Origin of the sequence: Streptomyces sp. Je 1-369, from assembly GCF_026810505.1 — a bacterium.
In the GTDB taxonomy this organism is placed as follows: Bacteria; Actinomycetota; Actinomycetes; order Streptomycetales; family Streptomycetaceae; genus Streptomyces.
On record NZ_CP101750.1, the window covers coordinates 5,184,688 to 5,197,737 of the forward strand.

Annotated in this window: 9 protein-coding genes; 4 read left to right on the top strand and 5 right to left on the bottom strand. The window is 70.3% G+C overall.

All coding sequences use genetic code 11. The features are described 5' to 3' along the window. From NOO62_RS23650 to recQ, 3 genes are all read left to right on the top strand, one after another. Complete coding sequence (locus NOO62_RS23650; RefSeq protein WP_268772888.1) at positions 1 to 1,572, top strand: NADH-quinone oxidoreductase subunit M; 1,572 nt, start codon at positions 1 to 3, stop codon at positions 1,570 to 1,572. Then, entirely contained in the window at positions 1,569 to 3,218 is a 1,650-nt protein-coding gene (nuoN, locus tag NOO62_RS23655; protein WP_268772889.1) for an NADH-quinone oxidoreductase subunit NuoN, read from the top strand. Before NOO62_RS23650 ends, nuoN begins: the two co-directional genes overlap by 4 nt. A 164-nt stretch (positions 3,219 to 3,382) precedes the next feature. After that, positions 3,383 to 5,401, top strand: a complete 2,019-nt coding sequence (recQ, locus tag NOO62_RS23660; protein ID WP_268775739.1) for a DNA helicase RecQ — start codon at positions 3,383 to 3,385, stop codon at positions 5,399 to 5,401. Positions 5,402 to 5,535: 134 nt separating this feature from the next. Here recQ and NOO62_RS23665 read toward each other — a convergent pair whose 3' ends face one another. From NOO62_RS23665 to fahA, 3 genes are all read right to left on the bottom strand, one after another. Beyond that, complete coding sequence (locus NOO62_RS23665) at positions 5,536 to 5,928, bottom strand: GntR family transcriptional regulator (protein WP_268772890.1); 393 nt, start codon at positions 5,926 to 5,928, stop codon at positions 5,536 to 5,538. Further along, on the bottom strand, positions 5,925 to 6,722 hold the full coding sequence (locus NOO62_RS23670; protein ID WP_268772891.1) for a hypothetical protein: 798 nt from the start codon (positions 6,720 to 6,722) through the stop codon (positions 5,925 to 5,927). Before NOO62_RS23670 ends, NOO62_RS23665 begins: the two co-directional genes overlap by 4 nt. Positions 6,723 to 6,910: 188 nt before the next feature. Further along, positions 6,911 to 8,200: a fumarylacetoacetase gene (fahA, locus tag NOO62_RS23675; protein ID WP_268772892.1), complete on the bottom strand. Its 1,290-nt coding sequence runs from the start codon at positions 8,198 to 8,200 to the stop codon at positions 6,911 to 6,913. Between the two features lie 320 nt (positions 8,201 to 8,520). On the opposite strand from fahA, the gene NOO62_RS23680 reads away from it, so the two are divergent. Continuing rightward, positions 8,521 to 9,330, top strand: coding sequence for an HAD family hydrolase (locus NOO62_RS23680; protein ID WP_268772893.1), 810 nt, complete (start codon positions 8,521 to 8,523; stop codon positions 9,328 to 9,330). A gap of 40 nt (positions 9,331 to 9,370) precedes the next feature. Here NOO62_RS23680 and NOO62_RS23685 read toward each other — a convergent pair whose 3' ends face one another. Together NOO62_RS23685 and NOO62_RS23690 are read right to left on the bottom strand one after the other, a co-directional pair. Continuing rightward, positions 9,371 to 11,362 (bottom strand): CocE/NonD family hydrolase, encoded by a 1,992-nt coding sequence (locus tag NOO62_RS23685; RefSeq protein ID WP_268772894.1) that lies wholly within the window; start codon positions 11,360 to 11,362, stop codon positions 9,371 to 9,373. A gap of 28 nt (positions 11,363 to 11,390) precedes the next feature. Then, positions 11,391 to 12,905: a peptide MFS transporter gene (locus tag NOO62_RS23690; RefSeq protein WP_268772895.1), complete on the bottom strand. Its 1,515-nt coding sequence runs from the start codon at positions 12,903 to 12,905 to the stop codon at positions 11,391 to 11,393. Positions 12,906 to 13,050: the final 145 nt, after the last annotated feature.

A 13,050-nucleotide genomic window follows, 5' to 3' on the forward strand; every position in this document is an offset into this window, starting at 1 on the left:
ATGTCCTTTCCCCTGCTGACAGCGACGGCGGTCCTGCCCGCGGTCGGCGCGATCGCCACGGCAGCCGTTCCGGCCGCCCGGCGGACCGCCGCCAAGTGGCTCGCGCTGCTCGTCTCGCTCGCCACGCTCGGCCTCGCGCTGACCGTGCTCGTCCGGTTCGACCCCGACGGCGACCGCTATCAACTGACCGAATCGCACGCCTGGATCAAGGAGTTCGGGGTGCGGTACGAGCTCGGGGTCGACGGCATCGCCGTCGCGCTCCTCGCGCTCACCGCACTCCTGATCCCGTTCATCATCCTGGCGGGCTGGCACGACGCCGATCCCCTGGAGACCAAGTCGTCGCGCTGGCGGCCGACCCAGGGCTTCTTCGCCCTGATCCTGGCCGTCGAGGCGATGGTGATCATCTCCTTCGAGGCGACGGACGTCTTCCTCTTCTACATCTTCTTCGAAGCAATGCTCATCCCGATGTACTTCCTCATCGGCGGCTTCGGAGACCGGGCCCACGCGGGCACGGACGAGAACGCCTCGGCGCAGCGCTCGTACGCGGCCGTGAAGTTCCTTCTCTACAACCTCGTCGGCGGCCTCATCATGCTGGCCGCCGTAATCGGGCTCTACGTAGTGGCGGGCAACTTCTCCCTCCAGGAGATCTCCGCCGCCCGCGCGGACGGCTCGCTCGACATGGCGACCAACACGGAGCGGCTGCTTTTCCTCGGCTTCTTCTTCGCCTTCGCGGTGAAGGCGCCGCTGTGGCCGCTGCACACCTGGCTGCCGAACGCGATGGGGGAGTCCACCGCCCCGGTCGCCGTCCTGATCACCGCGGTCGTGGACAAGGTCGGCACGTTCGCGATGCTGCGGTTCTGCCTCGGCCTCTTCCCGGAGGCGAGCGACTGGGCGACGCCGGTCGTCCTCGTCCTCGCGCTGATCAGCATCATCTACGGAGCGCTGCTCGCGGTCGGCCAGCGCGACATCAAGCGCCTGGTGGCGTACGCGTCGATCTCGCACTTCGGCTTCATCATCCTCGGCATCTTCGCGATGACCTCGCAGGGCCAGTCCGGCGCGACGCTCTACATGGTCAATCACGGCATCTCGACCGCCGCGCTGATGCTGGTGGCCGGTTTCCTGATCTCGCGCCGCGGCTCGCGCCTGATCGCCGACTACGGAGGAGTGCAGAAGGTCGCACCGGTGCTCGCCGGCACCTTCCTGATCGGCGGCCTGGCCACCCTTTCGCTGCCCGGCCTGGCACCGTTCGTCAGTGAATTCCTGGTCCTGGTCGGCACGTTCGCGCGCTATCCGGTGGTCGGGATCATCGCGACCGTCGGCATCGTGCTGGCCGCGCTGTACACGCTCGTCCTGTACCAGCGGACGATGACGGGACCTGTGAAGGCGGAGGTCTCGGCCATGCCCGACCTGCGGGTGCGTGAGCTGGTCGTCGTCGCTCCGCTGATCGCCCTCCTGATCGGCCTCGGGGTCTACCCGAAGCCGCTCACCGATCTGGTGAACCCGGCGGTCGAGCACACGATGTCCGACGTACAGAAGAAAGACCCCAAGCCCGATGTGGAGGCGGCCAAGTGAGCACAACAGCCGTCCACAGCCTGTGGACAACGGCGGCCGAGCCGATCGACAAGATCGACGCGCCCACCATCGAGTACGGGCAGCTGTCGCCGGTGTTGATCGTCATCGGCGCGGCCGTCATCGGAGTGCTCATCGAAGCCTTCGTCCCGCGCAAGTCCCGGTACTACGCACAGCTGTTCCTCTCCGTGGTCTCCCTGGCCGCCGCCTTCGCCGCGGTGGTCGGGCTCGCGGCCCGCGGCTTCGGCACCACCAAGGCGCAGATCGCCGCGATGGGCGCCATCGCGGTCGACGGACCCGCGCTCTTCCTCCAGGGCACGATCCTGCTCACCGGAATCGTCGCGATCTTCACCTTCGCGGAGCGGCGTCTCGACCCGGAGGCGCACGGCAACCGCGTCGACTCGTTCGTGGCGCAGGCCGGGTCCGTCCCGGGCAGTGAGGGCGAACAGGCCGCCACCAAGGCCGGATTCGCCACCACCGAGGTGTTCCCGCTGGCGCTCTTCGCCATCGGCGGCATGCTGGTCTTCCCCGCGGCCAACGACCTCCTGACGCTCTTCATCGCGCTGGAAGTCTTCTCCCTGCCGCTGTACCTGCTGTGCGCCCTCGCCCGCCGCAAGCGCCTGATGTCACAGGAATCCGCCGTCAAGTATTTCCTGCTCGGCGCGTTCGCCTCGGCGTTCACGCTCTTCGGTATCGCGCTCCTCTACGGATACGCGGGTTCCGTGTCGTACGCGACGGTCGCGGACGTCGTCGAGGGCAACGTCAAGACCGTGGACCCGGCGCTCGCCGACACCATGGGCAACGACGCGCTGCTCCTGATCGGCGTCGCGATGGTGGTGATGGGGCTGCTCTTCAAGGTCGGCGCGGTGCCGTTCCACATGTGGACCCCGGACGTGTACCAAGGCGCTCCGACGCCGGTCACCGGCTTCATGGCGGCGGCGACGAAGGTGGCCGCGTTCGGCGCCCTCCTGCGCCTCCTCTACGTGGTCCTGCCCGGCCTGCGCTGGGACTGGCGGCCGGTCATGTGGGGCGTCGCGGTCATCACGATGCTGGGCGGCGCGATCATCGCGATCACCCAGACCGACATCAAGCGGCTCCTCGCGTATTCGTCCGTCGCGCACGCCGGCTTCATCCTCGCCGGTGTCATCGCCACCACCCCGGACGGCATCTCCTCCGTCCTCTTCTACCTGGGTGCCTACTCCTTCGTGACCATCGGCGCCTTCGCCGTCGTCACGCTGGTGCGGGACGCGGGTGGCGAGGCGACGCACCTCTCCAAGTGGGCGGGGCTCGGACGCCGGTCCCCGCTGGTGGCCGCGGTCTTCGCGGTCTTCCTCCTCGCCTTCGCCGGTATCCCGCTGACCTCCGGGTTCGCCGGGAAGTTCGCGGTCTTCAAGGCGGCGGCGGAGGGCGGCGCGGGCCCGCTGGTCGTGGTCGGTGTGCTGTCGTCGGCGATCGCCGCGTTCTTCTACATCCGCGTGATCGTCCTGATGTTCTTCAGCGAGCCGAAGGCGGACGGCCCCACGGTCGCCGTGCCCTCGCCGCTGACGATGACGGCGATCGCCATGGGCGTCGCCGTGACGCTGGTGCTGGGCGTGGCCCCGCAGTACTTCCTGGACCTGGCGAACCAGGCGGGAGTCTTCGTCCGCTAGCCCGGCTCCCCTGCGCGGACCCTGCCGCCCGGCATCCCGAGAAGGGGTGCCGGGCGGTGGCCTGTGGATAACTGTCCGCGGTGTCGGTGGGGAGCCCTATCGTGGAGGCAGTGGTCGAGGCAGGACGTACAGCGGGGGACAGGGCGATGGATGGGACCAAAGGCATGAGCGAGGTGACGGCGGCGGTACCGGCGCCGGGCGTGGCGACCGGCACCGTGACGGAGAGCGACGCGCTGCGCACGCTCCACCGCGTCTTCGGGTACGACGCCTTCCGCGGCGAGCAGGAACCGGTCATCGACCACGTGGTGGGTGGCGGGGACGCCGTCGTCCTCATGCCGACCGGCGGCGGCAAGTCCCTCTGCTACCAGATCCCGGCCCTGGTCAGGCCCGGCACCGGCGTCGTGATCTCCCCGCTCATCGCGCTGATGCAGGACCAGGTGGACGCGTTGCGGGCGCTCGGGGTGCGCGCCGGGTTCATCAACTCCACGCAGGACTTCGACGAGCGTCGCGTGATGGAGGCGGAGTTCCTCGCGGGCGAGCTCGACGTGCTCTATCTGGCGCCGGAGCGGCTGCGCCTGGACGCGACGCTGGACCTCCTCGGGCGGGCCAAGATCTCCGTCTTCGCCATCGACGAGGCGCACTGCGTCGCCCAGTGGGGCCACGACTTCCGCCCCGACTACCTCGCCCTGTCCCTCCTCGGGCAGCGCTGGCCGGACGTACCGCGGATCGCCCTGACCGCGACGGCCACCGACGCCACGCACCGGGAGATCACCCAGCGGCTCGGCATGCCCGACGCCCGGCACTTCGTGGCGAGCTTCGACCGGCCCAACATCCAGTACCGCATCGTGCCGAAGGCCGAACCGAAGAAGCAGCTCCTCGCCTTCCTGAAGGAGGAGCACGCGGGCGACGCCGGGATCGTCTACTGCCTGTCCCGCAATTCGGTGGAGAAAACCGCCGAGTTCCTCTGCAAGAACGGCATCGAGGCCGTCCCGTACCACGCGGGTCTGGACGGCGGCACGCGCGCGAGGAACCAGTCCCGCTTCCTGCGGGAGGAGGGCCTCGTCGTCTGCGCGACGATCGCCTTCGGGATGGGCATCGACAAGCCCGACGTCCGCTTCGTCGCCCACCTCGACCTGCCCAAGTCCGTCGAGGGGTACTACCAGGAGACGGGCCGCGCGGGCCGCGACGGCCTGCCCTCGACGGCCTGGATGGCGTATGGCCTCCAGGACGTCGTGCAGCAGCGGAAGCTGATCCAGGGCGGCGAGGGCGACGAGGCGTTCCGGCGCCGCGCCTCCTCCCACCTGGACTCGATGCTGGCGCTCTGCGAGACCGCCCAGTGCCGCCGCGCGCAGCTCCTGACCTACTTCGGCCAGGAGGCGGGCGCGGAGTCCTGCGGCAACTGCGACACCTGCCTGACCCCGCCCGAGACCTGGGACGGCACGGTGGCGGCGCAGAAGGTCCTCTCCACAGTCGTGCGCCTGCAGCGCGAGCGCGGCCAGAAGTTCGGCGCGGGCCAGATCATCGACATCCTCCTGGGCAAGAAGACCGCGAAGGTCATCCAGTTCGACCACGACCAGCTCTCGGTCTTCGGCATCGGCGAAGAGCTGGCGGAGGCCGAATGGCGCGGCGTGGTCCGTCAGCTGCTGGCGCAGGGCCTGATCGCGGTCGAGGGGGAGTACGGAACGCTGGTGCTCACCGAGGCGAGCGGCTCCGTCCTGGGCAGGGAGCGTGAGGTGCGGCTGCGCAAGGAGCCGAAGCGGGCACCGGCGGCGCGGGCGTCCAAGAGCGAGCGCAAGGCGAAGTCGGCGGCAGCGGTCGCCGAGCTGCCCCAGGACGCGGTCCCCCTCTTCGAGGCACTGCGCGCCTGGCGCGGCGCCCAGGCGAAGGAACAGGGCGTCCCGGCGTATGTGATCTTCCACGACGCCACACTCCGTGAGATCGCGACCCTCCGGCCCGGGTCCGTCGCGGACCTGGCGGGCATCAGCGGAGTCGGCGAGAAGAAGCGGGCGACGTACGGCGAGGGCGTGGTCGGAGTCGTCGCGGAGTTCTTGGGCGGGGCGGTTGCGGGGAGTGGTGCTTCGGGTGGAGCGCCGGGCGGAGCGTCCACCGAGGCCGAGGTGCCGCTCAGCGATGAGGTGGAGCCGGACTGGGGGGACGAGCAAGAGCCGGACTGGACGTCTTAGGCCCGGGCCTCGTGGACCGCCGGCGTCATCATGGAAGCTGCCGGTCGGTGCGTACTGGCGGGAACCCGTAGAGGTCTGCACGTACATGTGAACGAGTGTCGGTACCTTGACTCGTTCCGAGGCGTACGCCGAGGTCACGCGTGGTCCAGCGCCTTCCTTACCGCCCCCATGGCCGCCGCGTCGTCCGCCCCGAGCGAGCGCGCCGCGGTGACGAACTGAACTGCCAGCTCGGCGAGTTGCTCCGGGTCAAGAGGGGCCGTGCCCGCCGGAAGCGGGGCGACCCTCGTGCCGGCGCCGCGGCGGGTGTGGATGAGGGAGGCCGCTTCCAGTTCGCGGTAGGCGCGGGCCACCGTGCCCGCTGCCAGGCCCAGGTCGGCGGCGAGTTGGCGCACGGGTGGGAGGCGTTCGCCCTCGGGGAGGCGGCCCGTGGTGATGAGGGCGGAGAGCTGGGCCCGGATCTGTTCGTAGGGCGGGACGGGGCTCGTGGTGTCGACCCGGACGGCGGGGCCTCTGGCCGGGTCCGTCATCGGCGGCCTGCCCGGGGGGAGACGATCGTGGTCAGGGACCACGTCATCGTGGACGCCGCGGAGAGGGCCACAGGTATCAGGATCCAGGCCGACCCGGATGCCCCCATGCAGTCCAGGCCCAGCAGGGAGCCCGCGGCGAACGTCGTGGTCCCCAGCAGGGGAGTGGAGACCAGTAGGCCCCAGGCCGCGGTGATCGCCAGTGCCCGGTCGCGGCGTGGCTGTTCTTCCGCGGGGCGGCGGGCGATGCGGCGCAGGGACCACGCGCAGGCGACCGTGCCGAGGGTGAGCGAGGCGAGGACCGGGGCGCCGTAGAAGAGGCCGGGCCAGGGGCCGACGGTTTGGGTCATGCCCTGGCACGTGGCAGAGAGGGTGCGTCCGGCTCGGCCCTGGTCGTCGGGCGAGGCCATGACGGCGGCCGCGACGAGTAGGGCGATCAGGGCCAGCGCCTGCGCGATGAGCAAGCGGGTCGTCCGGCGCGGTACATAGTCCCGGGCTCTGCGGGGGGTGAGGTCGGCGCTGCGGACGGGGCCGCGTGGCGGGGGTGTGAGGGCGTCACCGAGCAGTACTCCGGCGACGGCGCAGAGGCCGAACGCCGGTATGGCGTAAAGGATCCCGATGCCCAGGCCGTTATCGCGGGATGCCACCGCCCAGGCCGCGGCGGCACCGGCGGCGAGACCGGCCCAGCGGGCGTACAGATCGGCGCGGGCGCGCGCTGCTGCCTCTGGTGGGAGGGGTGCGAGGGATGAGAGCGGTGGCGCGGTGCGGGTGTCGTTGGCCGTGTCGGTGTCGTGCATGTGTGAACCCCCGAGCGAATGGTGCCGGGTGGTCGGGCCCGGACCTGTACTCAGCGCTCGCTTGTATCAAGCGCTGAGTACAAGTTCACCCGACTCGGAGGCTTGTGTCAAGAGGTCGGTACAAGTTGGTGTCGGTACAAGTGGGTGGCGGTGCGAGTCGGCGTCGATGTGAATCGGCGGAGCGGAGCTCAGCGCGCCGACGCGATCCGGCCCGTCACCTCGCCCAGTCCGACCTTCGTGCCATTGGGTCCCGGCGCCCAGGCCGAGAGCGTGACCACGTCGCCGTCCTCGAGGAACGTCCGCTTGCCGTCGGGGAGTTCGAGGGGGTCACGGCCGTTCCAGGTCATCTCGATCAGCGAGCCGAACTGGCCGGGGCCGGGGCCGCTGACCGTGCCCGAGCCGTACAGGTCGCCGGTGCGCAGCGAGGCGCCGTTGACCGTCATGTGCGCCAGCTGCTGCGCGGCCGTCCAGTACACGGTGGAGAACGGCGGCTCCGAGATGACCTGGCCGTTCAGGGTGACCGTGATGCGCAGGTCGTAGCCGCCGGGCTCGTCCGCCGCGGACTCCGCGGAGTCGTCCAGATAGGGCAGGAGCTGGTGCGTGCGCTCCGGCGGTGCGACCCGTGCCGAGTCCAGCGCTTCCAGCGGGGTGATCCACGCGGACACCGATGTGGCGAACGACTTGCCGAGGAACGGCCCGAGCGGGACGTACTCCCACGCCTGGATGTCGCGTGCCGACCAATCGTTGAGGAGAGTCAGTCCGAAGACGTGCTCCCGGAAGTCCGCGAGGGGCACGGCGGTGCCCTGCTCCGAGGAGGCGCCGACGACGAAGCCGACCTCCGCCTCGATGTCGAGCCGGACGGACGGGCCGAAGACGGGGGCCGGGTCCGCGGGCGTCTTGCGCTGGCCCGTGGGACGGACGACGTCCGTACCGGAGACGACGACCGTGCCGGACCGGCCGTGGTAACCGATGGGCAGGTGCTTCCAGTTGGGGGTCAGCGGCGTCGGCGCGTCCGGCCGGAACATCTGCCCCAGGTTGGAGGCGTGGTGCTCGGAGGCGTAGAAGTCGACGTAGTCCGCGACCTCGAAGGGCAGGTGCAGGGTCACTTCGGAGAGAGGGTGCAGCAGGGGGCGTACGGCCTCACGGTGGGCGGGCACCGTCACCCATGCCGTCAGGGCGCGTCGCACGTCGGACCAGGCCCTGCGGCCCGCGGCGAGCAGCGGGTTCAGCGTGGTACGGGCGAGGAGCGAGACGTAGGGGGAGCCGAGTGCGGCGGCCGCGGCGCCCGCGTCCAGGACGTACGAGCCGAGCCGTACCCCCACCCTGCGTCGGCCGTCCGCCTCCCCGGTCAGGGAGAACACGCCGTAGGGAAGGTTGTGCGGTCCGAAGGGGTCGCCCTCGGGGAGGCCGAAGGGATCGTCTCCGGGAAGGTCGGCGGAGTCACCGGCGGCCGGGTCGAGCGGGGTCTGCTCGGACATGCGTACCTGCCTCGCTTTCCATAGGGATGTGCCACACGTTACGTGTGGATACCCCAGTTGCGGCAGTGTCTAAAGAGTCGACAATGTCCGCATAAGCCTTACTGAAGCCTTCAATTCCGGCTTGATGTACAGGCACTTGGCAGCCGCATATGACCACCCGGCGTGGGCCGGGTGGCATAGTCGGAACGAGGCATGCCGGAATGTAATCCTCCACTTTCCGGTGAACCGGCGGTGCCTCCGTACAGTCCGGTCTCACCCACCCGTATGCGCACCTTGCCAAGCAGCTTCCGGCCGGGCCCAGGATCCGTATTCTCTGGATCATGTCCGCCTCCCTCGCATATGCACTCATCGCCACTGACCTGGACGGGACGCTGCTGCGCGGCGACGACACGGTCTCGGACCGGTCGCGGCGGGCGCTGGCCGCCGCAGGCGGGGCGGGCGCCCGGCACCTCGTGGTGACAGGCCGCCCGGCCCCGCGGGTGCGGCCTCTCCTCGACGAACTCGGGTACGACGGCCTGGCCGTGTGCGGTCAGGGTGCCCAGCTGTACGACGTCGGCGCGGACCGGATGGAGTGGTCGGTGACCCTCGACCGCGAGCTCGCCGAGGTCGCGCTCGGGAAGATCGAGGCGGAGGTCGGGCAGGTCCACGCGGCCGTGGACCAGGACGGCGTGGAGGGCCTCACGCTCATCGAGCCGGGGTACGAGATGCCGCACCCCACGCTGCCCGCGGTGCGGGTGCCCGGGCGGGACGTGCTGTGGGAGGAGCCCATCAGCAAGGTGTTGCTGCGCCATCCGACGCTGGCGGACGATGAGTTGGCGGCGGTCGCGCGGGGCGTGGTGGGCACGCTCGCGTCGGTGACCATGTCCGGGCCCGGCACGGTGGAACTCCAACCGTGCGGGGTGACCAAGGCGACCGGGCTCGCGCTGGCCGCCGAGCGGCTCGGCCTGACGGCGGCCGACACGGTCGCCTTTGGGGACATGCCCAACGACATCCCCATGTTCCTGTGGGCCGCGCACGGGGTGGCCATGGCCAACGCTCATGGGGAACTGAAAGCGGTGGCAGACGAGTTGACCCTCTCAAACGAGGACGACGGCATCGCCGTCGTCCTCGAACGTCTGCTGAGGCGCTAGGTCCTCACCACACAGGTACCAGGTCTCCACATCACAGGCCCTAGCCCGCCGTCCGCCGGATCCGCTTCTCCCAGGTGCGGTGGAAGACGACCTCGTCGCCGTCCTTGCACACCACCTCGTTCGACGTGATGAAGTCCGCCGCGTCGCAGGTGATTTCCGAGCGCGTCTCCACGCGCGTGTCCCAGCCGAGATCGGGCCGGTGCAGGCGGATCGTCCAGTCCGAGCGGGTGCGGGCGCTCAGCGGGTCGCCCTCCTGGATCGTGTACGTCTCCAGGGCGACCTCGGTGAACTCGAGCCCGTCGGGGTACACGCGCGTGCCGCCGTACCGCGGGTCCACCTCAAGACGCCACTCGCCCTTGGCGACGTCGCGTACGACCAGACGCTCGGGCCGCTGCTCGTCCAGGGTCGCGGGGTGGACCACGCCCAGCGGCTCCGACTGCTCCGCGGGACCGAACGTGATCGACGGATCCAAGTCGCCGTCGCGGACCGGCAGTTCCAGAGCGCTGCCGACCGGCTCCAAGGTGAAGCCCACCGAGTCCGCCTGGGGCCAGATCCAGGGCCAGTAGGCGGAGGACACGGCGAGCCGGATGCGGTGGCCCGGCGGGAAGGTGTGGCCGATGCCGTTGAGCTCGAAGGTGACGTCCTCGGTGGCGCCCAGGGGCCAGGCGTCCGCGCGGTCCCTGCCGTTGCGCGCGGACAGGTTGAGGACGCCCCGGGTGACGAGGGTGGACGAGCCGTCCGGCGCGATGTCGCAGAGCCGGGCGACGGCCTGGCCGTACGGCACGTCCATCCGCAGCCGCAGGGTCACCTTGGGGCGCCCCAGGACGCGTACCTGAGCGGGGACCTCGAACTCGAAGCACGCCGACTTCGCGTCCTCGTCCCGCTGGTCCGGCGGCAGGTCCGCGTCGTTGCCGAAGGGGAAGTAGCGGCCGGCGTCCAGGCCCGTGTGCTGGGGGGAGTCGACGACGACAGGGGTGCCCTGGAGGGCGTACGGGACAGGGGTGACGTTCGGGGACGGCCAGGACGGGTCGCCCACCCAGCCGCCGGGCAGCTCCGGGTAGACCGTCGCCGGCGGGTGGGAGTCGCTGATCCAGGAGCGCAGCTTCGGCTCGGCCATCACTCCGGAGTCGATGCCTTTGAGGTGGTGGTCCCACCAGCGCAGGGTCTCCTGGAGGAAGCCGATCGAGGGTCCCGGCGGCAGCCCGCGGTCCGGGTACTGGTGCGACCAGGGGCCGATCAGGCCACGCACCTGGTCGTCGGGGAGGTGTTCGACGAGGCGCAGGACGGTGTCGCGGTAAGGGTCGTGCCAGCCGCCCACCGCGAGGACCGCGGCGCCGATCGCGGAGTAGTCCTCGCTGACGCTGCCGTGCCGCCAGTAGTCGTCCCGGGTCTGGTGGTCCAGCCAGGTGTGGATGAAGGGCTCCACGGCCGCGAGGCGCGTCAGCCACATCTCGCGCCAGGCGTCGCCCACGAAGTACGGGTCCGGCGGGCGCGAGACGAAGGCCAGCATGGTCGCCGCCCACGCGTGCATGTCCACCGCGAGGACGGACCCGCCCATGTAGTGCACGTCGTTGTCGTAGCGGTCGTCGGCCGAGCAGACCGTGACGATCGCCTTGAGCGGTTCGGGGGCGAGCGCCGCGATCTGGAGGGAGTTGAAGCCGCCCCAGGAGATGCCGAACATGCCGACCTTGCCGGTCGACCACTCCTGGGCGGCCAGCCAGTTCACCACCTCGACGCCGTCGGCCAGCTCCTGTGCCGAGTACTCGTCGGTGGGCAGACCCTCGCTGTTGCCGTGCCCGCGGACGTCGACCCGTACGGAGGCGTAGCCGTGGCCCGCGTACCAGGGGTGCCGCTGCCAGTCCCGCGGCGCCGTCCAGTCGCTGAGGCGGTAGGGGAGGTATTCGAGAAGTACGGGGACGGGCTCGTCGGTCACGGGACGCCACACGCGCGCGTAGAGCGTGGTCCCGTCGGCGAGGGGTACGCGGAAGTCCTCGCGGGTGGTCTCGTACGGGTAGGAGTCGCGGATCTGCATGAGTGAAACCTCAGTGGACGGGTTGTCCTCAGTGGACGGGGTGCATGGTGCGGCGCAGCCAAGGCGCCAGGGCGATCACGGCGATGCCCGCGACCACGGCGATGGCGCCGTTCACGCCGAAGTACGCCGGATTGGAGACCTCTCCGTACACCTTCACGACCTGCGCCTGGATGCCGTTGGCGAGCGCGAGGGAGAGGAACCACAGCGCCATGGTCTGGCTGGCGAAGGCCTTGGGGGCGAGCTTCGTGGTCGCCGACATCCCGGACGTCTCCAGGAGGATGTCGCCGAGCCCCAGCAGCAGGTACGAGCCGACGATCCACCAGGCGGCCATCTTGTACGTGCCGTCGGCGTGCCCCGAGGTGGGCAGCACCATCAGGAGGAACGACAGGCCGCCCAGGATCACGCCGAACGCGATCTTGTTGGACGCGTGCGGCTGGCGCGGGCCCATCCGCGCCCATACGGCGGCGACGACCGGCGCGAGTGCCACCTCGAAGGCGCCGAGCGCGGAGGCGTACCAGCTGGCCGGGAAGTGGTACCCGAGGATCGACGTCTCCGCGTTCGACGCGGCGAGGAGCATCATCGTCGAGTACGCCTGGAAGAGGATGAAGTTGAAGACTACGGAGGCGGCGAAAAGGACTACGTAGGGGCGCAGCCTGCGCCGTTCGTCGCCCGTGACGCGCGGGCTGCGGAACATCACCGCGAAGTAGACGACCGGTGCGATCACCGAGATGAGGGTGAGCAGATCGACGAAGCGGTCCATGGTCAGCCAGCCCACGGCGGCGAGCAGCGCCGCGAGCGCGGCGACCACGGCACAGCCGGCGACGATCATGAGGACGGCCCGGCGCATCGCGTCCCCGGGGAGCGCGAACTCGGCGGAGGCTTTCCGTCCGGCGAGGTGGCGCCGTCCCAGGACGTACTGGACGAGGCCGAAGGTCATGCCGATCGCGGCCGCCGAGAAGCCCCAGTGCCAGCCCTTGTGGTCGCCGAGCCAGCCGGTGATCAGCGGGCCCGCGAAGGCGCCCACGTTGATCGCCATGTAGTACAGCGCGAAACCGGCGTCGCGGCGCTGGTCCTCGGTGCGGTAGAGCTTGCCGACCATGGAGGCGACGTTGGGCTTGAGCAGGCCGGTGCCCGCGCTGATCAGGCCGAGGCCCACCCAGGTCATCGTCGCCGTCGGCACGGCCATCGAGTAGTGCCCGCACGCGATGAGGATGCCGCCCCACAGCACCGCGCGGTACGAGCCCAGGATGCGGTCGGCGAGCCAGCCGCCGGCCACGGACACCAGATAGACCAGAGTGCCGTACGCCGCTGATACCGACGCGGCCGTACCGGCGTCCATCCCCATGCCGTCGTTCGCGACGGAGTCGGCGAAATAGAGGACCAGGATGGCCTGCATGCCGAGGAACGAGAAGCGCTCCCAGACCTCCAGGCCGGAGAGCGTCAGGAGGCCGCGCGGCTGCCCGAAGAAGGCGTGGTCGTCGCCCGGCGCGGGGTCACCGGGCGGTTCGGCAGGCGGCTCGTACTCGGCCGTAGTACGGGACAAAGGGTCTTCTCCCGATCGTTACGGTTGTTGTGGTGCGGGACGGGCTTGTCGGTCGTATGGGCTGATCAAGAACATACCGGTGACCTTCGGCCACCGCGCGGGCTGGTCAGCCGGGCGGCCGCGGAGGGCCTCCGCAGGGCGCCCA

Coding starts and splice junctions, on each gene's coding strand:
- NOO62_RS23650 (WP_268772888.1), top strand. CDS start 1: ATGTCCTTTCCCCTGCTGACAGCGACGGCGGTCCTGCCCGCGGTCGGC.
- recQ (WP_268775739.1), top strand. CDS start 3,383: ATGAGCGAGGTGACGGCGGCGGTACCGGCGCCGGGCGTGGCGACCGGC.
- NOO62_RS23665 (WP_268772890.1), bottom strand. CDS start 5,928: ATGACGGACCCGGCCAGAGGCCCCGCCGTCCGGGTCGACACCACGAGC.
- NOO62_RS23670 (WP_268772891.1), bottom strand. CDS start 6,722: ATGCACGACACCGACACGGCCAACGACACCCGCACCGCGCCACCGCTC.
- fahA (WP_268772892.1), bottom strand. CDS start 8,200: ATGTCCGAGCAGACCCCGCTCGACCCGGCCGCCGGTGACTCCGCCGAC.
- NOO62_RS23680 (WP_268772893.1), top strand. CDS start 8,521: ATGTCCGCCTCCCTCGCATATGCACTCATCGCCACTGACCTGGACGGG.
- NOO62_RS23685 (WP_268772894.1), bottom strand. CDS start 11,362: ATGCAGATCCGCGACTCCTACCCGTACGAGACCACCCGCGAGGACTTC.